The sequence below is a fragment of the Micromonospora sp. RB23 genome, assembly GCF_053585025.1.
The window spans coordinates 99,453-121,655 of record NZ_CM132111.1; the positions used below are offsets into that span (position 1 = coordinate 99,453).

The following is a 22,203-nucleotide window of genomic DNA, read 5'->3' on the forward strand; positions in this document are numbered from 1 at the left end:
GGTCGGCGGGCAGGGCCGACCGGCCGGCATGAACCGATCGCACATTCTGTGCGACCGATGTGCACGCTCCGTGGAGATTCTATGGGCGCCCGATCCGCTGTCGTCTGGAGAAGGAGCACCTGTGGACAACGTCGCACGGTTGCTGAAGGAGAGCTGGACCCTGGTCGAAGAGGACCGGGAGCGGCTGACCGGGCACTTCTACGCCCGGGTGTTCCTGCTCGACCCCGCCCTGCGGCAGCTCTTCCCGGTGCAGATGACCGGCCAGGGTGACCGCCTGCTGGAGGCGATCATCACGGCGATCCACACCGTGGGCGATCCGGAGAGCTTCGACGAGTTCCTGCGCGCGCTGGGCCGCGACCACCGCAAGTACCACGTCGACGACCGGCACTACGCCACGATGGGCGTCGCGCTGCTCGACGCGCTACGTAGCACCGCCGGCGACGGCTGGAACCTGGAGTACGACCAGGCGTGGCGGGACGCGTACGCCGCGATCACGGCGAAGATGGTGGCCGGGGCGGCCGACGACGACAACCCGCCGTTCTGGCACGCCGAGGTGCTGACCCACGAGCGCCACGGTCCGGACATCGCCGTACTGACCTGCCGGGCCCTGCAACATCCGCTGCCCTGGCGGGCAGGCCAGTACGTCAGTCTGGAGCTGCCCCGCTTCCACCCGAGGGTGTGGCGGAACTACTCGGTGGCGAACGCGCCGAACGACGACAACGTGCTGGAGTTCCACGTCCGGAGCCCCGGCGCGGGGTGGGTGTCCGGGGCGCTGGTCCGCCGGGTGCAGCCGGGGCATCTGCTGCGTCTGGCGGCCCCGATGGGGTCGATGACGTTGGACCGCTCCTCCGAGCGGGACATCCTCTGCGTGGCCGGCGGCGTCGGGCTCGCGCCGATAAAGGCGCTGGTGGAGGAGTTGGCCACCTACAACCGGACGCGGTGGGTGCACGTCTTCTACGGCGCCCGGCAGGCGACGGACCTGTACGGGCTGGCCGGGTTGCAGGAGCTGGTGGCCGCGCATCCGTGGTTGTCGGTCACCGCGGCGTGCAGCGACGACCCGGACTTCGACGGCGAGCTGGGCGAGATTTCCGACGTGGTGGCGCGGTACGGCCCGTGGACCACGCACGACTGTTACGTCTCCGGGTCGGCGCAGATGGTCCGGTCGGCGCTGCGGGTGCTGGCCGCCGACGAGGTGCCACCGCCGAACATCCGCTACGACACGTTCGGCGATTTCTAGACGTTCCTCCCCCCACACCGGGGCGCGTGCCCCTGCCCCCTGGGGCGCGCGCCCCGGTCCCCTCCTGTCCGCCTAGTAACGCCAGGGTCGCCCGGTCTCGCGGTACTCCTCGACCGGCACCAGCGGTACGCCGGGCGCCATCCGGTCCACGTAGAGCCGGCCCTGGAGATGGTCGATCTCGTGCGCGACGAGCCGGGCCATGCCGAACTCGAACGACGTGATGATCCGGCTGCCGTCCCACTGGGCGTGTTCGACGTCGAGTCGCAGCGGTCGGGGCACCAGACCCCGGTGGTCGAAGAAGGACAGGCACCCCTCGTACTGCTCGTCGGTCTCCGGGTCGGCGTCGACCACCCGGGGGTTGAGCAGGACGACCGGTTCCGCCGAGCGGTCGGGGGGTCGGACGACGGCGGCGGCACGGCCGATGCCGAGCTGCGGGGCGGCGATGCCCACCCCCTTGCTGAACGGGTGCAGCTCGTCGAGCCGGGACAGCGCCATGGTGAGGCGGTCCACGATGTCGCGGGCCACCTGCTCCTCGCCGGGCAGGTCGAACTGACGTACCGGCTGACGTAGGAGGTCGTCGCCGCGCTGCACGATGCCGATCCCGCGCATCCGGTCGCTGGGGCGGACCCGGGTGCTGCCGGGGTCGACGTCCGGTTCGGTGTCCGGCCGGGCCCGGAAGCGCCACTGCATCCGGTAGCGGGCGTTCAGCGGCGGCTCGTCGGTCTGCCAGTCGAAGATCGCCCGGTCGCCCTCGTTGCGCCGCTGCGGGGCCGTGCGCAGCGGGCCCTCCTCCGCCGAGAGCGAGGTCTCCACGCCCCAGACCTGCGGGTCGAGCGCCGCCGGCAGGTCCAGGCGTACGGCGAGGCGCCGGGTGGGCAGCCGGACGGCCCGCTGGAACCAGGGGCCCCACTTGTCGTGTCCGACGCTGTACGCGTACTCGATGCTGGTCCGGTCGCCGGGGTAGAGCGGGAAGCGGCGTTCGCCGTTCTCGAAGAGCAGCCAGATCTCCTTGAACGCGTCGCGGTCGTGTTTCGCCCGCCAGTGCATCGGCTCCGGGTCGCCGGTGCCGTCGTCGCGCCGGGCCTGGAGTTGCAGCTCGGCGAAGGTGAGCGGGTGTTCCCGGTGGTGTCGGTTGGAGCGACCGGGGTCGTTCGGGTAGCGGTCCACCGCGACGCGGACGAGGTAGCGGGTGACCGGCTCGGTGCCCGCGTTGTACAGCTCGCGGTGGATGACGCACCGGTAGCCGTCGTCGGTGTGGGTGAGGGTGGCCAGTTCCCGCTCCACCACGAGACCGGTGCCGGGGGGTAGCCACTGACCGGCCAGCGGGGGTTCGCGCTGCGGTTGGCCGGATCGGGCGTGCCGGAGGTCGTCGTACTCCCGGAAACGCTGCCAGATCGCGCCGCTGGCCTCCAGGACGGCCTCGGCGCGGCGGGCGAAGTCCTCGGTCGGGCGATGTCGGCGCCCTTCGACGTGGCTCACGTAGGACGGGTCGAAACCCATCAGCACGGCCAGCTGCTTCTTGGAGAGGCCCCGCCCGGCGCGCTGGCGGGCAAGCTCGGCCGCAAAGGACTCGGCAGCCCGTTCCAGGGGTGAGGTCGTCATCGGCTTCCTCGCGGCCGGGAGTATTAGTTTCACGTTCCGTGGCCGAGCGCACACTCATCTGGCATGTTCCCGACACACCGCTTGACAGCTCGTGCCTTGCCCGCTGTGACGGCGGCCGGCGGTGGCAACCCCCGCCGGGCGGTCGGAGTCCTTATCCCCGTGAGAGTTGATCCGAGTTTCGACACCTTCGTCGAGCAGAGGTCGGCGGCGCTGCTGCGGCTCGCGTTCCTCCTCACCGGGGACCGGGGCCACGCGGAGGATCTGCTGCAGACGGCCCTGCTGCGCACGATGCGTCGCTGGCCGAAGGCCCGCGGGGCGCCTGAACCGTACGTCCGGCAGGTCATGGTGAACCTGTCCCGGGACCGGATCAGGGATCTGCTGCGACGCCCGCGCGAGACGGCGCTGCCGGACAGCCCGGACGCGTTCCGTTCCAGCGATCCCGGGTTCGACGGTGTCGGGGAGCGGCAGACGGTCGCCGCCGCGCTCGCCCAACTTCCCGTGCGGCAGCGACAGGTGATCGTGCTCCGGTACTTCGAGGACCTCTCCATCGAGCAGACGGCGGAGCTGATCGGCTGCTCGATCGGAACGGTCAAGTCGTACACGTCCCGCGCGCTGGCGCGGTTGCGCGAACTACTCGGCGACCTTCACGAAACCGAAGAGGCAAGGACCCTGCGATGACCGCTCTCGACGACGAACAGCTGGGCCGCCTGCTGGGCGGCCGGCTCCACGAGGAGATGCACACCATGACCGCACCATCGGGTCTCACCGAGACCCTGCACCGTCGGAACCGCCGTCGTACCCGGGCGTTGGGCTTCGCCGTCGCCACGCCGGTGGTCGCCGCACTGGCCGTGGGCGCCTCGCTGGCGTTCGCCCCCGGCGGCGGCGCCCCGAAGGAGGCGCCGGAGATGCTCACCGTCGGATACGTCGCCGAGCAGACGGCCACCGCCCTGAGCGGACTCCCCGGGTACGTCCAGCACGAGACCGCCACGCACCAGGGTCGGGACGGCAAGCAGGCGAGCCTGATCGAGCTGTGGGCCGACCGCACCACCAAGCGCGAACGGCAGGACAACAAGATCTTCTATGGCGACGTCCGCTCGTACACCCTGGCGTTGGACGGCTCCACCGCCGTCGAGCTGAACCATGACAAGAAGAAGTGGTGGACCTACCAGGTCGCCTCGCTGGCACCCGCCGACAGCAACCAGGTCCAACACCTACCGCCGTCGCTCAACCCCAAGGACCTCAGGAGCGCGGTCGACAGCGGGAAGGTGACGCTCGTCGGGAAGGAGCAGCTGAACGGCAGGCAGACCGTGCACCTGCAATGGCTGGGCGGCCCGGACAGCTCCATGGACGCCGCCAAGGCCACCGAGGAGTCCATGCAGATCTGGGTCGACGCGCAGTCCTACCGGCCGGTCCGGGTGGTCAACAAGCTGCTCACCGGCACCACCACCAGCGACTACGAGTGGCTGCCCCGCACGAAGGACAACCTGGCCAAGGTGACCGTCTCGCCGCCGGCCGACTACCGGAAGCTGCCGTGCACGCCCACGCCGGCGAAGGACTGCGGCTTGAACGGCTGAGCCGCGTTTACGAGGCCCTGGATCGCGGTACGCGGTCCAGGGCCTCTCCAGGTGTCCGGCCTGTCGCTCGGATTACAGACGCTCGCATATACCGGCGAGCTTGGTTAGGCTAGCCTTAGCTCAGGACGGCACCTGGTCGTCCGCCGGGGAACGCCTCGGCAACTCAGACGGGGGACGGCTCAGGTGACTGCGGTGATGCCGAGGCGGGACGTGACCGCCACGCCGCTCGCCCCCGTCACCGCCGCGCTGCGGACCATGTTCGGCACCGACGACCTCCCCGGCCTGGCCCGGGGCCTGCTCGTCGACGACGAACTCGGCTGGGCGCCCGCCACGACCCTGATCGACGGCACCCGCCTGCCGGAGCTGCTGCGCGCGGCGGGCGTCCGTTGGGGCGGCACCCCGCACGCCTGCGCCGCGCTGGCCTGGAAGTCGTACAGCTATTGGACGGCGCTGCCGGTCGTGCTCGGTTGGGCCTCCGCCCGCCGCGTTCCGCTGCTCCACCCGTCCGACGTGCTGATCCACTTCGAGGACCACCGGCCCCTGATCACGCTGGGCCTGCGCCGCGGCACCACCGTGGCGGTGCTGCCGAGCGACCCGCTGGCGCTCTCCGGCCTGCCGGAGGTACGCGTCGTCGCGGGCGAGGCGGAACTGCTCGCCGAGCTGCGGACCTCCCTGCTCGACGCCCACCTGGCCCCGCTGATCGCGGCGATCCAGACGGAGGTGCGGGTGGGCACCCGCACCCTGCTCGGCTCGGTCGCGTCCGGCATCGCCCACGGCGTCCTGCGCGCCGCGGACGCGCTGCCCGGCTCGACGGTGGAGAGCATCGACACCCTGCTCGGCGCGCTCGACCTGGCCGATCTGGTCGAGCTGGTTCCCGGCCCGGCCGGCGAGCCGACCGTCCAGCGGCGCACCTGCTGCCTGGCCTTCACGCTGCCCAGCCCCAAGGTCTGCCAGGGCTGCTGCGTCCGGCAGGGCTGACCCGACACGTCCCGCCCTTCAGTCGGTCAGTGGTCGGACGTCCCACACCCAGACGCCGCCGGTGAAGGTCGGTTGGATACCGGTCAGCTCGGTCATTCCGCGGCGCAGTTCCATCTCGTGCTCGTGCGGTCCGAGGATCACCACGCCGGCCCGCCAGTAGCGCAGGTCGTCGACCGCCTTGACCCGGCTCTGCGGGGTGATCGGCGGCACCGCGCCGGTGCGACGGATGGTGGCGAAGAAGCTGCTGGTGGGCCGGGGCGGCGCGGTGAACAGCGCGACCTTCGGCGGCTGGGCGCTCGGGCGGGTGTCCGGGCCGAGGAAGTAGCCCCGGGCCAGCGGCATGTCGAGACGGGTGACGGCGGACCAGCGCAGTGGCTCGGCGTAGGTGGTGTCCGGCAGCGGCAGGGTCACCACACTGCGCCCACCAGCCACGTAGGGCCGCCAGGCCCCGCTGGTCACGAAGGTGGGGACCGGGTCGAGTTGGACCACGGGCAGCGGGGTGGGCAGGATCGGCAGCAGGGCCATCGTCAGCACGGTCGCGGTGGCGAAGCGGATCTGCGGCCGGGCGGCCGGGCGGGCGCGGGCCAACTCGCGGGCGCGCTCGGCGCCGTAGGCGAGCAGCACCCCGATGATCGGGGTGATCGCCAGCGCCCACCGGGTCGGCACCACCGAGTGCAGGATCGGGAGGTTCTCCAGCGCCGCCCAGGGCCCCGGCAACCCGGTGCCACGATCGTTGAAGCGGATCTCCCGCCCGAGTGAGAGCACCGCGAAGAGCAGCCCGAGGCCGGCCAGCGCGAGCACCACCGCCGACCGCCGCAGCCACCAGACGAGGGCGACCACCAGCACGAGCAGCGACCAGCCGAAGAAGCTGTTCTCCTCGGTCGGGTTCTTGGCCAGGCCGGCGGCGGTGCGCGGGCTACCGGCCAGGGACTCCCGGGAGTACGCCACGAACGAGGCGAGGTCGCTGGAATAGCCACGGATCAGGCTGGACAGCCCGGAGTAGGCGCCCGGTCCGAAGAACTGCACGTACAGCGGGTACGCGAGCAGTAAGCCGGCGACCACGGCGGCGACGGCCAGGCCGGCGAGGAACCCCCGGGTCCGTGACCGCAGAGCGGGGCGGCCGAGGGCCAGCGCGCCGACGACCACGCCGAGCCCGATCGCGCTCATCAGCAGGATCTCCAGGTTGAGAAAAGCCTGCCAGACGATCACCAACGCGAGCAGCACGCCGTTGCGCAGCCAGCGGCCGGGCTCGGCGAGCCGCAGCGTACGCCAGATGATCAATGGGACGACGAACTGCGACACGATGTTCGGGTGCCCGTTGGCGTGCGACACCATGGCCGGCGCGAAGGCGCAGAAGCCCGCGCCCAGCCAGGCCGGCCCCCGGCTTCCGACCAGGACGCGGGAGAGCAGGAAGTACCAGGCCGTGGCGGTGGCGATCATTCCGAGAGTGAGGAAAAGGAGAAACGCCGTACGTGGTCCGAACAGCAGGGTGATCGGCGTCATTGGCAATGAAATGGATAATACGGACGTATTTGCCATCAGGTTGACGCCGTCCGGCACGTTCATCTGATCCGAGTGGAACGGGTACGCGAATTGCGTCACCACCCGCGCACCGTGCGCCATCATCCATTCGAACTGCGACTGGTCCGATCGGTTGTCCCGCACTCCGCTGCCCGGGTCCCACCAGAGACGTCCCGTGACCCAGAAGCCGAGCACCACGAAGCTCAGCACGGCGGCCAGATCGACCCACTTCCCGTTGCGGCGCAACCGATCGCCGTCGCCCGGCTCCTCCACCCGCGACGCGGTGGACGGGCCGTCGCCAGGAGCGTCCGATTCGGGAGTAGTCATGACAATTCATAGGGTAGTCAGCGTATGACGGTGCCGTGACATGTTTCGGGGTACTGCCGTACTATGTGCCGGGTTCGCCGACCGCCGATCACGTGCCCACCCCCCCGACCCGCAATTCGGCCAACAGCTCCCCCGATTCCTCTGCCATCCAAGCGGATGATTCACTCTGTCGGTCCAGGCACGGGTCGAGTTCATATCGTGAGGAATCGACGCATGGCAGAAATCACTGGGGACCAGCGCGTCCAGTCCGAGGTGCTTGAGGGCCTGGCGATGGCCGTCAACCACCGTCGCTGGTTCGTCGAACTGGCGGTGCCGTACCTCGGTGACGACCCCATCGAGATCGGCAGCGGCCTCGGCGACTACGCGCTGGAATGGTCGCAGCGGCTGCCCCGGTTCACCGCCACGGAGGCCGACCCCGATCGGCTCGTGCAGCTCAAGGAGCGGCTCGCCGAGCAGCCGGGGGTCGACGTCCGGCAGATGCTGCTGCCGCACAACGACCGGGGAAACTACAGCGCCGCGGTCTCGTACAACGTCCTGGAGCACATCGACGACCACGTGGGCGCGCTGCGCAGCATGCGTGACCTGGTCCGACCCGGCGGCGCGGTGATCATCATCGTACCGGCGTTCCAGTTCGCCATGAGCCCGGCGGACATCGCCACCGGCCACGTCCGCCGGTACACCAAAAAGACGCTCGGTACGGCGATGACCGAGGCCGGCCTGACCGTCGAGAAGATCCACTACGCGAACGCGCTCGGGTTGATCGGCTACTTCATGGCCACCAAGGTCTTCCGGCTCATGCCGAAGGAGGGACCGATGGTCAAGGTGTACGACACCCTGGTTCTCCCCGCCACCAAGGCCGCCGAACAGGTCGTCCGCCCGCCGTTCGGCCAGTCCGTCTTCGCAGTAGCCCGCGTCCCGGCCTGATTTTTCGCCGATCTTGCACTTTCGGTTGCCGTTACATCCCTTATGCGGGGGAATGCCGGCGCAGAAAGTGCAAGATCGGCGCGGCAGGGAGGCGGGTTACTCCTTGGTTTGGTGGGTGGGGCGGATCACCGCTCTCGCCAGGGTGTGGAAGGTCAGGTTGAAGCCGACGTAGGCGGGGCTCGCGTCGGGGGTCAGTTCCAGGCGGTCTACGTCCAGGGCGTGCACCGCGAAGACGTACCGGTGGGGGCGATCACCGGGCGGCGGCGCAGCGCCACCGTAGCCCTGCTCGCCGTAGTCGTTGCGGACCGAGAACGCGCCGCCGAGATCGGTGCCCGCCGCACCGCCGGCACCGGTTGGCAGCTGCGTGACGTCGACCGGCACGTTCACCAGCACCCAGTGCCAGAAGCCGCTGCCGGTCGGCGCGTCCGGGTCGTAGCAGGTGACGGTGAAGCTCTTGGTCTCGGCCGGAAAGTCCGACCAGGCCAGCTGCGGGGAGACGTTCTCGCCGCCGGCGCTGCCATGCGCGTGCCGAATGTCCATCGGCTCGCCGTTCTGCACGTCGTCGCTGGTGAGGGTGAACGAGGGAACGGTGGGCAGCAGCTCGTACGGGTCCGGGGCGATGGGTCGTTCCAGGGTCATCGGGACGCGTCCTTCCGGAGTGGGCAGATACCTGCCTCTTCATACCCCTTTCCACGGCGTGGAACGACCGATTGGTCGGGGTGTGCCGGATCACGGAGCGCGGGCTAGGGTGATGCGCCTGAAGCGTCCAGGAGGGGAATTTCTTGCTCAGCATCTGGCGGGACTTTCTGGTCGCCGTCGTCGGCGTCCTGCGCAAACCCGACGAGCGGGCGCTCGCCGAGGAGCGTCGACGTGCCGTCGAACGACTCGCCGACACGACAATCCGCGAAGCCCGACGGGACGAACCCGAGGGTACGTAGCCGCCGACCCGCGGGGGTGACCGGAGGGCCAGGCACCGGAGGCGAACGAGCCGGCGCTACGACTGACAGCGGAGCGAGCGGAGGGTGTGGGATTCGAACCCACGAAGACATCGCTGCCTTACCGGTTTTCAAGACCAGCGCCATCGGCCACTAGGCGAACCCTCCCGGACCGGCACCCGTGGGTGCGCGGCCGTGAACAGTCTGCCACGGGTCCCGCCGGCCGGCTCGGCGTCCCTCCCCGAAAGCGCCGGCCAGGCGGCAGCTCCGGCGTCCACTGTGGCGTTGATCGACTCGACGTCCTTGAAACCGGGGCGTCCCGCGCGCCGGAATGCCCCGGTTTCCCGGAAGCCGAGTTGATCAAGGTCGCGGACCGCCCGGTTTCGCGGAAGCCGAGTTGACCAAGCCCGCGGACCGCCCGGGTTCCCGCAAGCCGGGGCAACCGAGCCCCCGTAACGCGGAAGCCGAGTTGACCAAGCCGCGGTCCACCCCAGGGGAAGCCAGGCCGACCACGGCCGGACCGAGCCGCCGGGAGGGGTGCGTCTGCGGCGGCGGGCGCGGCGGGTGAGACTGGGAGCATGCGAGCCATCACCGTTCCGCAGCCCGGTGGACCCGACGCGCTGGTCTGGGCCGAGGTCCCCGACCCCGAGCCCGGCCCGGGCGAGGTGATCGTCCGGGTGCGGGCCAGCGGGGTCAACCGCGCCGACCTGCTGCAACGGCAGGGGCACTATCCGCCGCCGCCGGGCGCGCCCGCGTACCTCGGTCTGGAGTGTTCCGGGGTGATCGACGCGGTCGGCCCGGAGGTGACCGGGTGGGCCGTCGGCCAGGAGGTCTGCGCGCTACTGGCCGGCGGTGGGTACGCGGAGCGCGTCGCGGTGCCCGCCGGTCAACTGCTGCCCGTACCGGCGGGCGTCGACCTGGTCGACGCGGCGGCGCTGCCGGAGGTGGCCTGCACGGTCTGGTCGAACGTGGTGGGGGTGGGCCGACTCGACGCTGGCGACACGCTGCTGGTGCACGGCGGGGGCAGTGGGATCGGCACGTTCGCGATCCAGTTCGGGTCGGCGCTCGGTGCCACGGTCCTGGCGACCGCCCGTCCGGCGAAGCATCCCCGGCTGCGCGAGCTGGGCGCTTCGCACACGATCGACTACGGGGAGCAGGATTTCGTCGAGGAAATCGCCAAGGCCACCGACGGTCACGGCGTGGACGTCATCCTCGACATCATGGGCGCGTCCTACCTGGGGCGGAACGTGGCCGCGCTGGCGACCGGCGGCCGGCTCGTGGTGATCGGGATGCAGGGTGGCCGCAAGGCCGAGCTGGATCTCGGCGCGTTGCTGGCCAAGCGGGCCAGCGTGTCGGCGACCGCACTGCGCTCCCGGCCGCTGGCCGAGAAGGCGGCGATCGTCCGGGGCGTACGCGACGAGGTGTGGCCGTTGGTCGCGGCCGGCGCGGTCCGCCCGGTGGTGGACCGGCGACTGCCGATGACCGAGGCGGCCGAGGCGCACCGGCTGGTCGAGGCGAGCGACCACGTCGGGAAGGTGCTACTCACCGTCGGGTGAGGCGGGCGGCAGCATGAGGCGGGCGCCCGGGCCCTGCGCGGCGAGGGTGTCGCCCGGGTTGTAGAGCATGCAGCGTTGCAGCGACAGGCAGCCGCAGCCGATGCAGCCGTCGAGGTCGTCGCGGAGCTTGGTGAGCAGTCGGATCTGCTCGTCCAGCCGGCCGCGCCAGTTCGCGGAGAGGCGTTCCCAGTCCTGCGGGCTGGGGGTGCGGCTGCCGGGCAGCGACTCCAGCGCCTCGCGGATCTCGTCGAGTGAGACGCCGACCTGCTGGGAGATGCGGATGAAGGCGACCCGCCGCAGTTCGGCGCGGGCGTAGCGGCGCTGGTTACCGCCGGTGCGGTCGGCGCGGATCAGGCCGAGGCGCTCGTAGTAGCGCAGCGCGGACGGTGCCACGCCGGAGCGGACGGACAGCTCACCGATCGTCAACGCGTCCTGCATCACCGGATCCTCGAATTGAAGTGGACTTCAACTCAAGGTTACCGGCGATCAGCGGGCGGGCGAGACGGCGGGACGGCGGCGGGCGCGCTCGCGACCGAGGATCCAGATCGCCTCGACGCCGTCCTTCCAGGTGATCTTCTTGCCCTCTTCGCGGCCACGGGCCCGGTAGCTGATCGGCACCTCGTACGGGCGGATGCGGCGGCGCAGCAGCTTGCCGGTCACCTCGGCCTCCATGCCGAAGCCCCGCGAGCGCACCTCCAGCGACCGGTAGAGCTCCACCGGCATCAGCTTGAAGCAGGTCTCCAGGTCGCCGATGTACGAGTTGAAGAGGACGTTCGCCGCCATCGTGACGCCCTTGTTGCCCATGACGTACCAGAAGCTGTAGGCGCTGTGGCTGCCGAAGGTGCGATTGCCGTAGACCACCGTGGCCCGCCCGTCGAGCACCGGGGCGAGCAGCTTGGGGATGTCCTGCGGGTCGTACTCCAGGTCGGCGTCGAGAATGACCATGTACTCACCCTCGGCGCTGTCGACGGCCGTCTTGATGGCCGCGCCCTTGCCCGCGTTGCGCTGGTGGGTGATGACCCGCAGACGTGCGTCGTCGGCGCGTCCGAGGACCTCGCCGGTGCCGTCGCGGCTGCCGTCGTCGACCACGACCAGCTCGATCTCGCAGGGGTAGTCCACCGCCAATGCCTGCTTGAGGGCATCCGCGATGCGTTCTTCCTCGTTGTAGACCGGCATGAGGATCGAGAGCTTCACGGGAATCTCCACGGTGGCGACAACACGTCGGGCATAGCCTAGCCTGGCTGGTCAGCCCAACGGTGGCCGCCACCGTCGGACAGGCGGCGTGGCGGTTTCAGCCCGATGGTGTTTACTTCCCGCCATGTCGGCTGCCGGCTCCCTGCTCGCGGTGCTCCCCGCCGCCTCGGTGCTCCTGCTCACGGTCGCGTCGAAGCCGCGCGAGGATGGTGCGGTGGGCGCGTCCCGGCTCGCCGCCGTGCGTGCCGCGCTGATCACCGGTGCGTACGCGGTGCTCGTCGTCGAGGCGCTCGGCGCGCTGCACGCGCTGACCCGACCGGCGTTCGTCGCCGCCTGGCTCCTCTTCCTCGTCGCCGCCGCGACGGCGCTGACGCTGCGCCGGCGGCGGGACACCCCGACCGCCCGCCCGGCCGCCGCGACGCCGCGGCCGGTGCCGGTCGGCGCGGCGGTGACCGCCGGCGCCACCCCGGACACACCCACCCCGACCGTCGACGACGGCCCGGTGGGCGGGCGCGAGGCCGCACCGGCCCAGACCGATGGGGTACGCGCCAGACTGCTCGCCCGGGCCACCACGAGCTGGCGCACGGCGGGTCGGGGCGAACGGCTGCTCTTCGGCGGCATCGGCGGCCTGGTGCTGCTGGAGCTGCTGATCGCGCTGCTGGCCGAGCCGAACAACTTCGACTCGCAGACGTACCACCTGCCGAAGGTCGAGCACTGGGTGGCCCAGGGCGACCTCGACTTCTGGCCCACCGCCATCCACCGGCAGGTGACCATCCCGCCCGGCGCGGAGTACCTGCTGCTGCACCTGCGCCTGCTGACCGGCGGCGACGCGCTGCACAACCTGGTGCAGTGGGCCGCCGGAGTGCTCTGCCTGCTGGTGGCCGCCCGGATCACCGCCCAGCTCGGCGGCGGCCGGCGAGCCCAGTTGATCACCGCGTTCGTGCTGGCCAGCACCCCGATGGTCGCGCTACAGGCGACCAGCACGCAGACCGACCTGGTCTGCGCGGCGTGGGTGGCGTGCGCGGCGACCCTGACGCTGGACGGGCTGCGTCGGCGGACCGGCTGGGGAACCGTCCTCGGCCTGGGGGCGGCCACCGGGTTGACCGCGGTGACCAAGACCAGCGGACTGATCGCGGTGGGCCCGCTGCTCGTGCTCTGGGGTCTGGCCCAGCTCCGGCTGGCCCTGGCGGCTCGGCCATCAGCCGTTGCACCGGCGGGTCGGGCGGCGAGCGTCGGGGCGTCGGCCGGTCGGGTGCGGCCGGTGGTCCGGGTCGTCGGTGGCTCGGTGCTGATCCTGGCGATGGCGGCGCTTGTCGTCGGCCCGTTCCTGGCCCGGGTGACGGCCGAGTTCGGGCACCCGTTGGGCCCGCCGCGGCTGCGTGAGTCGATCCCGATGGAACGGCACGACCCGGCCTCGATCCTGGTCAACGCGCTGCGCATCGGGCACACGGCCTTCGACACGCCGCTCGCGCCGCTGCGGACCGCCGGCGCGGACGCGATCATCGACGGCGCGGAGGCGATCGGCGTCGACCCACAGGACCGGGCGATCACGTTCGGTCGGGAGGTGTTCCCGGTGCCGGCCTGGTACCCGGACGAGGACCGGGTGGCCTTCCCGATCGCCGGGTCGGTGTCGCTGCTCGGCGCGCTGGTCGCTCTCGTCCGACCGCGCCGGATCGGTGCCGCGCAGGCGGGGCCGCTGCGGGCGTACGCCGTGGTGGTGCTTGCCGCCGTCCTGCTGCACACCTCGATGATCAAGTGGCAGCCGTGGGGGAACCGGCTGATCCTCTACGCCCTGGTGCTCGCCGTCCCGCTCGCCGGCCTGTGGCTCGACGCGCTCCTGCGCCGGGGCAGCGACCGGGCGACGAACCCGGCCGAGGCGGGTCGGGGGCGACGGTCGGTGGCCGCCGTGGCGGTCGTCGTCGTGCTCGCCACCTCGGCGCTGGCCGGGGTGCTCGCGCTGTCGTACGGCTTTCCGCGCCGGCTCGTCGGTACCGGATCGGTCTTCACCACCTCGGACTGGGACACCCGGTTCCTGCGCCGTCCGGAGTGGGCCGACGAGTTCCGCTGGGCCGCGGCGGCGGTGCGTGACAGCGGCGCGCGCCGGATCGGGTTGGTCGAGCGGAACGACGACTGGGAGTACCCGTGGTGGCTGCTGCTGCGCCAGCCGGACGGCCGCTCGCCGGAGCTGGTGTCGTTGCAGTCGGTCCTGCCGGAACGGCCGCCGGCCGACCCGGCCTCGGTGGACGCCATCGTCTGCACCGGCAGCCAGCCGACCTGCGCCGAGCTGGTGCCGGCCGGGTGGCGGTTGGAGTTCCGCGACTACGTCGGCTACGCCCTACCCCCGGGCCGCTGAGACGACGACATGGAAGGGCCCCGCACGTACGACGTGCGGGGCCCTTCCGCTTACTTGTCGCGCGGGATGAGGACGAGCCGGGCGACGCCCTTGTCACCGTCCTTGGCGCCGGCGACGCCGACCTTCGTGCCGACCTTGACCTCGCTGGGCTGCACCGTCGACCGCTTCTCGACGACGCGCAGGTCGTCACCGAAGGTCCACGTCAGCGTGAAGCCGTCCGTGGACTTGACGGTCATCGAGTCACCGTCGACGGCGGTCACCTCGCCACGCTGCACGACCACGGTCTGCGTACCGTTGTCCTTGGTCTGCACCACCGCCTCGCCGTGCAGGGTGTTCTTGCGCAACAGCACGCGGGCCTGGTGGCGCTTGCGCAACTCCTCGCCGCGCTTCTGCTTCCCCTTCTCGGCGGCCGTGGGGGAGGGCCCGGGCGTCGCCGGGGCGGCGACGGTCTGCACGTCCAGGTCGGCGGGGTCGAAGCCCATCGCGGTCAGTGCCTGACCCTCTACACCCATCGCGGCGGCGACCTCGACGGCCGCGTCCCGCGCGGGCTGGCTGGCCACCTCGGCCGCGCCGCACCCGCTGACGCCGAGCGCCACCGCCGCGAACAGCGCCGTGGTGCCGGTGACGAATCCCCAACGTGGCATGACTCTCCCTCTCGTTCGTGGAGTCCCCAGCCTTCCCCGCGACGACGAGCGGACCGTCAGGCCGATGTTCGGGTCCGGTAAGGATCACCGGGCAGTTGGACCGTGAAGGCGGCCCCACCCTCGGGGGCGTGGCCGGCGACGATCTCCCCGCCGAGCCGGCGCACCAGCCCGGCGGCCAGCGCCAACCCCAGCCCGCTGCCCACCTTGCGCACCCCCCGGTACCGCTCGTGCAGCGCCCCACGCTCGAACGCCACCGCCAGGTCGTCGTCGGTGAAGCCGGGCCCGCCGTCGCGGACCTCCAGCACGCCGCCGGCCGCCGGGTCCGCGTCGACCGGCCGGACCGCGAGCACCACCGGCGCACCCGGGGGTACGACCCGCAGCGCGTTCTCCAGCAGCCCGTCCAGCACCTGCCGGATCCGACCCGGATCGGTGTACGCGGACACCGGCCCACCGGGTGTCTCCAGCCGGAACGGCACACCGACCGCGGCGCACCGGCCGGACCAGGTCGGCTCGGCGTCGACGGCCAGTCGGGTCAGGTCGACGGGTACCGGCTCCAGCGGGAAGTCGGCGGCCTCCAGCCGGGCCAGCGCCAGCAGGTCGCCGATCAGCCGGTCGAGGTGCTGGGCCTCGGCCAGCATCGTCCGGCCGGTGTCGGCGCTGCCGTCCGCCTCGATGACCCCGTCGGCGAGCGCCTCGGCGTACCCCCGGATCGCGGTCAGCGGGGTCCGCAGCTCGTGCGACACGGACAGCAGGAACTCGCGCTGCCGGCCCTCGCTGGTGGTCAGCGCGGCGGCCAGGCCGTTCAGTGCCTCGGCCAGGTCGGCGACCTCGTCCGGCGGCTCGACCGGCACCCGCACGGCGCGGTCCCCGGCACGCAGTCGGGCGGCGGCGGTGGCCGCGACGCGGATCGGTCGGGCCAACCGGCGGGCCAGGAGCAGACCGGCCACCACTCCGGCCGCCAGCCCGGCCAGCAGCGGCAGCCAGAGGCTGAGCAGCACCTGCGCCCAGAGGCCGTTCGATGTGGCGCGGGAGAGCACCACCCCGTTTCCGCCGGGCAGCGCCCGGCCCTCCACCAGCGCGCGGTGGCCGTTCACCGGCCGGCGAGCTGACACGTTGCGGCCCTGCCCGATCCGCTGCACCACGCGCGCCGGCAGACCCGGCCGGTCCACGGTCCCGCGCCGGATCAGGTACGCGTCGATGCCCTGGTCGCGGAGTTGCTGGATGAGCCGCTCCTCGTCGGCGGCGCGTCCCCGGTCCAGCCGGGTCCGCAGCACCTCGGCGGCGAGCCGCGCCTGGGCGGCGAGGGCCTCCTGGTCGCGTCGCTCCGCGCCCCGGATCGCCAGCGGCACGGCGACGATCGCCGTGACGAGGACCGACACCAGCGCCACCGCACAGGTGACCAGTACCGCGCGGGCGGTCAGTGTCCGGCCGAGCCGGCGACGCCGGGGGGTGGCCGACGGGCGGTCACCGACCACCGGCAGCGCCATGGTCGGCGACTCGACGCGCGCCGGCTGCTCAGGCATCGACCGCGTACCCCACGCCGCGGTGGGTGCGGATGACACTGGCCGGGCCGAGCTTCGCGCGTACCTGCGCGACGTGCACGTCCACGGTCCGGGTGCCGGCGTGCGCGGCGTACCCCCAGACCCCGGCCAGCAACTCCTCCCGGGTGAAGACCCGCCCCGGCCGAGCCATGAGGTGGGCCAGCAGGTCGAACTCGGTGGAGGTGAGCTGCACCGGTACGCCCCCGGCGGTGACCGTCCGACGGGCCGGGTCGAGGGTCACCGGGCCGACGACGCGCGGACGTTCCGCGCCCTCCGGACCACCGGCGCTGCGGCGCAGCACGGCGCGGACCCGGGCGACCAGCTCGCGCGGGCTGAACGGTTTCGTCACGTAGTCGTCGGCGCCCAGTTCGAGCCCGACGATCCGGTCGACCTCGTCGTCGCGGGCGGTGAGGAAGATGACCGGCGTCCAGTCGCCGGCCTCGCGCAGCCGTCGGCAGATCTCCGTGCCCGGCAACCCGGGAAGAGCGATGTCCAGGACGCAGGCCACCGGGCGTAGCCGCCGGGCGGCGCTCAGGCCGGCCTCACCGTCGCGCTCGAGGTGGACGCCGAACCCGTCGCGGCCCAGGTAGAGCCGTACCAGGTCGGCGATGGCCGGCTCGTCCTCGACCACGAGGACGAGCCCACGGTGCGGCGGTTCCAGAGTCACCGGCCCATGATTGCCGACCCGGTGGCTCGGCGCGATCGGTGCGTGTTCGAGTTCGGTAAAGGCGGGCGTCGGATGGCGTCAGCGCGCGACGGCCGGGTGGAACGCGCTGGGCCGTACGGCGGCAGGCGTGTCGCCGATGGTGGCCAGGACCCGTTCGCGGGGCGCCCGCAGCCGGGTGCGGAAGGCGTGGTTGAGCAACGCGTCGAGCTGCCACACCTGCTTCGGGTGGGTGGTACGGATGAGGAACCGCTCGCGGATTCCGTCGATCGCGGTGGCGGCCAGCTCGACCGAGTGCAGCCGCGGGTCGGGGCTCCACGTGACGTTGCTCAGCTCCCGCAGCTCGGTGTTGAGGTGCAGGCGGAGTCGGTGCAGGAGTCGGGTCTGCTGGGTCACCACCAGTCGGCGGTGCGTGAGCAGCAGCAGGTAGTCGCCGGTGACCGGACGGTCGGGGCGGCTGCAACGGGTGACGAGGATGGTCGCGTCACCGGAGCCGACGCAGCGGCGGAACACCGGCATGTGCCGGCTCACGGTCTGCACGGCGAGGCCCGCCTCGGTGGCGGCCGGGAGGAACGTTCGGGAGAAGACGTCCATGACCTGCCCAACGACCTCCCCGACGAGGTGACGTGGGTCACGGCGACTTTTTGGAAGTTCCACGCCGGCCCGTCGCACTGCCTGTCCGATTTACGACTCGGACGGATGCCGGTCAGCTCCCGGGCTGAAGCGGGGTGGCGGCGAACAGCTCGGCGAGCCACCCGGGCACCGCCTCGGCGTACTCCGCGCGGGCCGGGTCGGTCGTGTCCAGGGCCCGTCGCCAGGAAAGCGACCGGCTCACCGCGCCCAGGTTCATCGCCAGGTCGGCGGCCTCGACGAGGGTGCGCCTGTCGAAGCGATCGGTCCACGCCTCCAGGTAGGCGTCGCGCAGGCGGACCAGGCCGGCGTCGTCCGCCGACAGCGCGGTCGCGTACCGGATGGAGCGCAGGGTCACCAGCAGCGTGCCGAACGGATGCGCCACCGAGGCGTCGCCCCAGTCGAAGTAGCGGTACCCGGCCGGCCCGGCGAAGACGTTGCCGTCGTGCAGGTCGTCGTGCTGCACGGTGGCCCCGATGCCGATGTCCGCGAGCCGGGAACACCGCAGCGCGTACGCCGGTAGCTCCGCCCGCAGCCGCTCGTACGTCTCGACGGTCAACCCGCCCTCCGCGCCGACGCGCAGCGACCCGGCATCGTCGAGCAGGTCGGCGAGCAGTCCGGGCAGCGCCTCCGGACGGTGGTCCGGCACACCGAGGGTGACCAGTTCGTCGACGCGCGGCGCGGTGGCGAGTTGCAGCGCCGCGTACCCGGGCAGGGCCCGCTCCCAGTGCGTCAGGTCGGGGTCGCGGTCCAGCACGTCGCGCAGCGACTCCCCGCCGTCCGGAAGCAGCGACCAGCCCCGCTCCCGGTCCACCCCGATCGGGGTCAGCACCCGCTCGGGCGTCAGCGCGGCCAGCGTCGCGATCAGGACCGCCTCGTGCGCCGTGCCGGAGTTGTTGGCCTTGAACCAGACGGGACCGTCGTCGGTCGGCACCCGCCAGACCAGCGACCACGGCCGGAGCCGGGACTCGACCGGCCCGCTGACCCGCCGGCCGGCGCCCGCGAGCTGATCGTCGACCCAGGACCGGGCCTGCTGCTGCCACGCCTGGCTGGACCAGTCGGAGGTACGCGCACCGGCGATCGTCACGATGGGCACCCTAGGCGGCGTGCCGGCCGTGGGCGAGACCATTTCCGGGACGGGTCAGACCAGCTCGACGATTGTCGCGTTGGCCATGCCGCCGCCCTCGCACATGGTCTGCAGGCCGTAGCGGATTCCGTTGTCCCGCATGTGCGCCAGCATCGTCGTCATGATGCGGGCGCCGGAACCACCGAGCGGGTGCCCGAGGGCGATCGCCCCACCACGCGGGTTCAGCCGCTCCGGGTCCGCCTCGGTCTCCGCCAGCCAGGCGAGCGGGACGGGGGCGAACGCCTCGTTCACCTCGTACACCCCGATCTCCTCAATGCCCAGCCCCGCGCGGCGCAGCGCCTTCGCGGTGGCCGGGATGGGCGCGGTGAGCATGGTGACCGGGTCGTCGGCGGCGACCACGGCGGTGTGGATGCGGGCCAGCGGACGCAGGCCGTGCCGGCTGGCCCAGTCGGACGTGGTCACGGCGAGCGCGGCGGCGCCGTCGGAGATCTGCGACGCGGACCCGGCGGTGACCACGCCGTCGGCGCGGAACGGGGTGGGCAGCTCGGCGAGCCGGTCCAGCGAGGTGTCCCGGCGGATGCCGTCGTCGGCAGCGAACGTGCCGCCGTCGTCGAGGGGTACCGCCGCCAGCTCCGGGTCGAACGCCCCGGCGTCCTGCGCGGCGGCGGCCTTCTCGTGGCTGGCCAGGGCGAACTCGTCGAGCTGAGTACGGGAGAAGCGCCAGCGCCGGGCGATCAGCTCGGCGCCGACACCCTGGTTGAAGGGGAGCGGCGCGTCGTCGGCGAAGCCCTCCACGCCCCGGTAGCGGGCGCGGAGCTGGTCACTGAACGGCAGACCGTCCGCGACGCTGGAACCCATCGGCACCCGGGTCATCGACTCGACCCCACCGGCGACCACCAGGTCGGCCTGGCCGGAGAGCACTGTCGCGGCGGCGAAGTGCAGGGCCTGCTGGCTGGAACCGCACTGCCGGTCCAGCGTGGTGCCGGGCACCGCCTCCGGCCAACCGGCGGCGAGGACGGCGTTGCGGGCGATGTTCCACGACTGCTCGCCGACCTGGGACACGCAGCCCCAGAAGACGTCGTCGACCTGCGCCGGGTCCAGGCCGGTGCGCTCGGCGAGCGCACGCAGCACGTGCGCCGACAGGTCGACCGGGTGGACGCCGGCGAGACCGCCCTTGCGCCGCCCGACCGGGGTGCGTACCGCGCCGACGATGACCGCGTCACTCATGTTTACTCCCCGGTAACTTGGGCTGTCCCGATCCTACGTCGTCCAGCCTGCACGGTGCCGTCGCCCAGCCCTCTCCGGCGTCGATCATGAAGTTGTGGTGGGGAGAAGTTCCCACTTCGCACCATATACGGGGCACCACAAGTCCATGATCGACCGCAGCGGGAGGTCGGCAGCGGGAGGTCGGCAGCGGAAGGGCTGCTGGCATGCTGGGCGGGTGGATGACATTCCCGGAACTCGGCAGTGGCGGGTACCGACGAACCTGCCGGCGGCCAAACTGGCCGGCGCGGTCCTCCTGGTCGCCCTCGGCCTGCTGTTCGCCGACGGGGACCCCGTCCGGCTCGTCGTGGCCGCAGTGGCCGCCGCCGCGCTGGCCGTCTGGGCGGTACGCGACCTGGTGGCGCCGGTCCGGTTGGCGGTCGACCCGGCGGGACTCACCGTCATCCACGGCTTCGCCGGCCGGCGGCTGCTGCCCTGGTCGGCGGTCGAGGCGATCAGCGTCGACCGCCGGCAACGGTTGGGGCTGACCGGCGAGATCCTGGAGATCGACGCGGGCGATTCGCTGCACCTGTTCGGCAGGTACGACCTGGGGGCCACCCCGGAGGAGGTGGCCGGGGCGCTGCGGGCCGCCCGCCCGGTCAGTTGAGCAGTTGGGCGGTGCGGAAGATCACCAGGGCGAGCAGGATCAGCAGGATGACCGCCCCGCCGGCGACCTGCACCGGCGTACGCCGACCGCGCGGCGCGTACGCCAGCACCGCCGCCATCGCCCCGCCGGCCACCAGGCCGCCGAGGTGCCCGGGGATCGAGATGCCCGGCACGGTCAGCGTGAACACCAGGTTGATCACCAGAATGGGGATCACCTGAGAGATGTCCCGACCGAGCTTGCGCTCGATGATGACCAGCGCGGCGAACAGGCCGAAGATGGCCGTGGACGCGCCCGCCGTCGCGGCGTTCGGATTGCTGAACAGGTAGGCCGCAACGTTGCCGCCCAGACCACCGATCAGGTAGAGCGCGCCGAAACGCAGCGGCCCGAGGTTGGCCTCCAGCGACCGGCCGAGGATCCACAGCGCCCACATGTTGAGCAACAGGTGGATCACGCCGTAGTGCAGGAACATCGCGGTGAACAGCCGGTAGTAGTCGCCGTCGGCGATGCCGTCCGGGAGGTAACCGGGCGGCGTGAGCCCGTACACCGCGCCCCAGTTGGTGAGCGGTGTGCCGTCACCCATCAGCCCGCCGAGGCCGGACCCGCCGACCACCGCGCTCCCGGACCGCGCGGAGGCGATCGACAGCAGGAAGAGCAGCACGTTCAGGGTGATGAGCGCCTTGGTCACGTAGCCGTGCCGGCCGGCGGCACCGCCACCGAAGGCGGTACGCGCCGGCCGGACACTACGACGTCCCTCGTTGACGCACTCCGGGCACTGGTGCCCGACGGACGCCTCCCGCATGCACTCCGGACAGATCGGCCGGTCGCAGCGGGTGCACCGGATGTAGGTCTCCCGACCGGGGTGCCGGTAGCAGACCGGGGTGGTCGGCGGCGACTCACTCACCGGGTCGACCCTCCGTCCGCCACCGCGCGACACACCGACGCCGGCCGGCGCGGTGCTCCGGAGCGCTCAATCATGCGAGCAAAGGTACCTCGCGGTTCCGTCAGGCAGCAGACCGCTCGATCTCGACCCGCTCGATGACGACGTCCTGCAGCGGACGGTCGCTCGGGCCGGTCGGGGTGTTCGCGATCGAGTCGACGACCTTCACCGACTCCTCGTCGGCGACCTGGCCGAAGATGGTGTGCCGGTTGTTGAGGTGCGGCGTCGGGGACACGGTGATGAAGAACTGCGAACCGTTGGTGCCCGGTCCGGCGTTCGCCATCGCCAGCAGGTACGGACGGTCGAAGCGCAGGTCCGGGTGGAACTCGTCGGCGAACTTGTAGCCCGGCCCGCCCCGACCGGTCCCGGTCGGGTCGCCCATCTGGACCATGAAACCGCTGATCACACGGTGCGAGATGGTGCCGTCGTAGTACGGCCCGTTGCCCGGCTGGCCGGTGCGCGGGTCGGTGTACTCCCGGTTGCCCTCGGCCAGGTCGACGAAGTTGCGGACGGTCTTCGGCGCGTGGTTCGGGAAGAGCTCCAGCCGGATCGGGCCAGCGTTGGTGTGCAGGGTGGCGTAGACAGCCTCGGCCACGGGTACTCCTCACTCGTTGGTCAGTTCCATGCGG

Annotated in this window: 22 protein-coding genes and 1 tRNA gene; 9 read left to right on the forward strand and 14 right to left on the reverse strand. The window is 71.9% G+C overall.

The window, feature by feature from the left end; all coding sequences use genetic code 11:
* Positions 1-121 precede the first annotated feature (121 nt).
* Positions 122-1,237 carry a globin domain-containing protein gene (locus ACTFTM_RS00335; RefSeq protein ID WP_449563904.1) on the forward strand — a complete coding sequence of 372 codons (1,116 nt, stop codon included), beginning with the start codon at positions 122-124 and terminating at the stop codon, positions 1,235-1,237.
* A gap of 72 nt (positions 1,238-1,309) precedes the next feature.
* Here ACTFTM_RS00335 and ACTFTM_RS00340 read toward each other — a convergent pair whose 3' ends face one another.
* Positions 1,310-2,839 carry a peptide deformylase gene (locus ACTFTM_RS00340; RefSeq protein ID WP_449563905.1) on the reverse strand — a complete coding sequence of 510 codons (1,530 nt, stop codon included), beginning with the start codon at positions 2,837-2,839 and terminating at the stop codon, positions 1,310-1,312.
* 159 nt (positions 2,840-2,998) lie between these two features.
* On the opposite strand from ACTFTM_RS00340, the gene ACTFTM_RS00345 reads away from it, so the two are divergent.
* The 3 genes from ACTFTM_RS00345 to ACTFTM_RS00355 all read left to right on the forward strand — a co-directional run bounded on the left by ACTFTM_RS00345 (position 2,999) and on the right by ACTFTM_RS00355 (position 5,391).
* Positions 2,999-3,517 (forward strand): SigE family RNA polymerase sigma factor, encoded by a 519-nt coding sequence (locus tag ACTFTM_RS00345; RefSeq protein ID WP_449563906.1) that lies wholly within the window; start codon positions 2,999-3,001, stop codon positions 3,515-3,517.
* Positions 3,514-4,413 carry a hypothetical protein gene (locus ACTFTM_RS00350; protein ID WP_449563907.1) on the forward strand — a complete coding sequence of 300 codons (900 nt, stop codon included), beginning with the start codon at positions 3,514-3,516 and terminating at the stop codon, positions 4,411-4,413. The genes ACTFTM_RS00345 and ACTFTM_RS00350 overlap by 4 nt, the downstream gene beginning before the upstream one ends.
* A 195-nt stretch (positions 4,414-4,608) precedes the next feature.
* Positions 4,609-5,391 (forward strand): IucA/IucC family C-terminal-domain containing protein, encoded by a 783-nt coding sequence (locus tag ACTFTM_RS00355; RefSeq protein WP_449563908.1) that lies wholly within the window; start codon positions 4,609-4,611, stop codon positions 5,389-5,391.
* A gap of 18 nt (positions 5,392-5,409) precedes the next feature.
* Here ACTFTM_RS00355 and ACTFTM_RS00360 read toward each other — a convergent pair whose 3' ends face one another.
* Positions 5,410-7,239 carry a hypothetical protein gene (locus ACTFTM_RS00360; protein WP_449563909.1) on the reverse strand — a complete coding sequence of 610 codons (1,830 nt, stop codon included), beginning with the start codon at positions 7,237-7,239 and terminating at the stop codon, positions 5,410-5,412.
* A gap of 213 nt (positions 7,240-7,452) precedes the next feature.
* Here ACTFTM_RS00360 and ACTFTM_RS00365 point away from each other — a divergent pair, with 213 nt between their 5' ends.
* On the forward strand, positions 7,453-8,163 hold the full coding sequence (locus ACTFTM_RS00365) for a class I SAM-dependent methyltransferase (protein ID WP_449563910.1): 711 nt from the start codon (positions 7,453-7,455) through the stop codon (positions 8,161-8,163).
* 96 nt (positions 8,164-8,259) lie between these two features.
* Here ACTFTM_RS00365 and ACTFTM_RS00370 read toward each other — a convergent pair whose 3' ends face one another.
* Entirely contained in the window at positions 8,260-8,802 is a 543-nt protein-coding gene (locus ACTFTM_RS00370; protein WP_449563911.1) for a YbhB/YbcL family Raf kinase inhibitor-like protein, read from the reverse strand.
* Positions 8,803-8,945: 143 nt separating this feature from the next.
* On the opposite strand from ACTFTM_RS00370, the gene ACTFTM_RS00375 reads away from it, so the two are divergent.
* Positions 8,946-9,101 carry a hypothetical protein gene (locus ACTFTM_RS00375; RefSeq protein ID WP_357131644.1) on the forward strand — a complete coding sequence of 52 codons (156 nt, stop codon included), beginning with the start codon at positions 8,946-8,948 and terminating at the stop codon, positions 9,099-9,101.
* A 78-nt stretch (positions 9,102-9,179) separates the two neighbouring features.
* Here the strand turns inward: ACTFTM_RS00375 and ACTFTM_RS00380 are convergent.
* Positions 9,180-9,266, reverse strand: a tRNA-Ser gene (locus ACTFTM_RS00380).
* A 410-nt stretch (positions 9,267-9,676) separates the two neighbouring features.
* Between ACTFTM_RS00380 and ACTFTM_RS00385 the strand changes: the two genes are divergently transcribed.
* Positions 9,677-10,654 (forward strand): NAD(P)H-quinone oxidoreductase, encoded by a 978-nt coding sequence (locus tag ACTFTM_RS00385; protein WP_449563912.1) that lies wholly within the window; start codon positions 9,677-9,679, stop codon positions 10,652-10,654.
* Here the strand turns inward: ACTFTM_RS00385 and soxR are convergent.
* Positions 10,637-11,092 carry a redox-sensitive transcriptional activator SoxR gene (gene soxR / locus ACTFTM_RS00390; protein WP_449563913.1) on the reverse strand — a complete coding sequence of 152 codons (456 nt, stop codon included), beginning with the start codon at positions 11,090-11,092 and terminating at the stop codon, positions 10,637-10,639. The genes ACTFTM_RS00385 and soxR overlap by 18 nt on opposite strands.
* A 48-nt stretch (positions 11,093-11,140) precedes the next feature.
* Positions 11,141-11,848 (reverse strand): glycosyltransferase family 2 protein, encoded by a 708-nt coding sequence (locus tag ACTFTM_RS00395; RefSeq protein ID WP_449563914.1) that lies wholly within the window; start codon positions 11,846-11,848, stop codon positions 11,141-11,143.
* A 124-nt stretch (positions 11,849-11,972) separates the two neighbouring features.
* Here ACTFTM_RS00395 and ACTFTM_RS00400 point away from each other — a divergent pair, with 124 nt between their 5' ends.
* Positions 11,973-14,201 (forward strand): hypothetical protein, encoded by a 2,229-nt coding sequence (locus ACTFTM_RS00400; RefSeq protein ID WP_449563915.1) that lies wholly within the window; start codon positions 11,973-11,975, stop codon positions 14,199-14,201.
* Positions 14,202-14,251: 50 nt separating this feature from the next.
* Here ACTFTM_RS00400 and ACTFTM_RS00405 read toward each other — a convergent pair whose 3' ends face one another.
* The 6 genes from ACTFTM_RS00405 to ACTFTM_RS00430 all read right to left on the reverse strand — a co-directional run bounded on the left by ACTFTM_RS00405 (position 14,252) and on the right by ACTFTM_RS00430 (position 19,994).
* Positions 14,252-14,845, reverse strand: a complete 594-nt coding sequence (locus ACTFTM_RS00405) for a hypothetical protein (RefSeq protein WP_449563916.1) — start codon at positions 14,843-14,845, stop codon at positions 14,252-14,254.
* A gap of 56 nt (positions 14,846-14,901) precedes the next feature.
* Entirely contained in the window at positions 14,902-16,332 is a 1,431-nt protein-coding gene (locus tag ACTFTM_RS00410; protein ID WP_449566497.1) for a histidine kinase dimerization/phospho-acceptor domain-containing protein, read from the reverse strand.
* A gap of 28 nt (positions 16,333-16,360) precedes the next feature.
* Entirely contained in the window at positions 16,361-17,053 is a 693-nt protein-coding gene (locus ACTFTM_RS00415; protein WP_449563917.1) for a response regulator transcription factor, read from the reverse strand.
* Between the two features lie 78 nt (positions 17,054-17,131).
* The gene (locus ACTFTM_RS00420; RefSeq protein WP_449563918.1) at positions 17,132-17,644 is read right to left on the reverse strand and encodes a hypothetical protein; all 513 of its coding nucleotides are present in this window, start codon (positions 17,642-17,644) and stop codon (positions 17,132-17,134) included.
* A 112-nt stretch (positions 17,645-17,756) separates the two neighbouring features.
* Positions 17,757-18,767: an aminoglycoside phosphotransferase family protein gene (locus tag ACTFTM_RS00425; protein ID WP_449563919.1), complete on the reverse strand. Its 1,011-nt coding sequence runs from the start codon at positions 18,765-18,767 to the stop codon at positions 17,757-17,759.
* A gap of 54 nt (positions 18,768-18,821) precedes the next feature.
* A complete protein-coding gene (locus ACTFTM_RS00430; protein WP_449563920.1) occupies positions 18,822-19,994 on the reverse strand; it encodes a thiolase family protein in 1,173 nt (390 codons plus the stop codon).
* 214 nt (positions 19,995-20,208) lie between these two features.
* Between ACTFTM_RS00430 and ACTFTM_RS00435 the strand changes: the two genes are divergently transcribed.
* The gene (locus tag ACTFTM_RS00435; RefSeq protein WP_449563921.1) at positions 20,209-20,637 is read left to right on the forward strand and encodes a PH domain-containing protein; all 429 of its coding nucleotides are present in this window, start codon (positions 20,209-20,211) and stop codon (positions 20,635-20,637) included.
* Here ACTFTM_RS00435 and ACTFTM_RS00440 read toward each other — a convergent pair.
* The gene (locus ACTFTM_RS00440; RefSeq protein ID WP_449563922.1) at positions 20,630-21,538 is read right to left on the reverse strand and encodes a rhomboid family intramembrane serine protease; all 909 of its coding nucleotides are present in this window, start codon (positions 21,536-21,538) and stop codon (positions 20,630-20,632) included. The genes ACTFTM_RS00435 and ACTFTM_RS00440 overlap by 8 nt on opposite strands.
* 100 nt (positions 21,539-21,638) lie before the next feature.
* Positions 21,639-22,169, reverse strand: coding sequence for a peptidylprolyl isomerase (locus tag ACTFTM_RS00445; RefSeq protein WP_422737443.1), 531 nt, complete (start codon positions 22,167-22,169; stop codon positions 21,639-21,641).
* Positions 22,170-22,203 lie beyond the last annotated feature (34 nt).

What these genes read in the sequence shown, in the direction of transcription:
- ACTFTM_RS00365 (WP_449563910.1), top strand. Translation starts at nt 7,453, where the DNA reads ATGGCAGAAATCACTGGGGACCAGCGCGTCCAGTCCGAGGTGCTTGAG.
- ACTFTM_RS00420 (WP_449563918.1), bottom strand. Translation starts at nt 17,644, where the DNA reads ATGGACGTCTTCTCCCGAACGTTCCTCCCGGCCGCCACCGAGGCGGGC.
- ACTFTM_RS00400 (WP_449563915.1), top strand. Translation starts at nt 11,973, where the DNA reads ATGTCGGCTGCCGGCTCCCTGCTCGCGGTGCTCCCCGCCGCCTCGGTG.
- soxR (WP_449563913.1), bottom strand. Translation starts at nt 11,092, where the DNA reads ATGCAGGACGCGTTGACGATCGGTGAGCTGTCCGTCCGCTCCGGCGTG.
- ACTFTM_RS00360 (WP_449563909.1), bottom strand. Translation starts at nt 7,239, where the DNA reads ATGACTACTCCCGAATCGGACGCTCCTGGCGACGGCCCGTCCACCGCG.
- ACTFTM_RS00410 (WP_449566497.1), bottom strand. Translation starts at nt 16,332, where the DNA reads ATGGCGCTGCCGGTGGTCGGTGACCGCCCGTCGGCCACCCCCCGGCGT.
- ACTFTM_RS00340 (WP_449563905.1), bottom strand. Translation starts at nt 2,839, where the DNA reads ATGACGACCTCACCCCTGGAACGGGCTGCCGAGTCCTTTGCGGCCGAG.
- ACTFTM_RS00350 (WP_449563907.1), top strand. Translation starts at nt 3,514, where the DNA reads ATGACCGCTCTCGACGACGAACAGCTGGGCCGCCTGCTGGGCGGCCGG.
- ACTFTM_RS00405 (WP_449563916.1), bottom strand. Translation starts at nt 14,845, where the DNA reads ATGCCACGTTGGGGATTCGTCACCGGCACCACGGCGCTGTTCGCGGCG.
- ACTFTM_RS00370 (WP_449563911.1), bottom strand. Translation starts at nt 8,802, where the DNA reads ATGACCCTGGAACGACCCATCGCCCCGGACCCGTACGAGCTGCTGCCC.
- ACTFTM_RS00385 (WP_449563912.1), top strand. Translation starts at nt 9,677, where the DNA reads ATGCGAGCCATCACCGTTCCGCAGCCCGGTGGACCCGACGCGCTGGTC.
- ACTFTM_RS00355 (WP_449563908.1), top strand. Translation starts at nt 4,609, where the DNA reads ATGCCGAGGCGGGACGTGACCGCCACGCCGCTCGCCCCCGTCACCGCC.
- ACTFTM_RS00430 (WP_449563920.1), bottom strand. Translation starts at nt 19,994, where the DNA reads ATGAGTGACGCGGTCATCGTCGGCGCGGTACGCACCCCGGTCGGGCGG.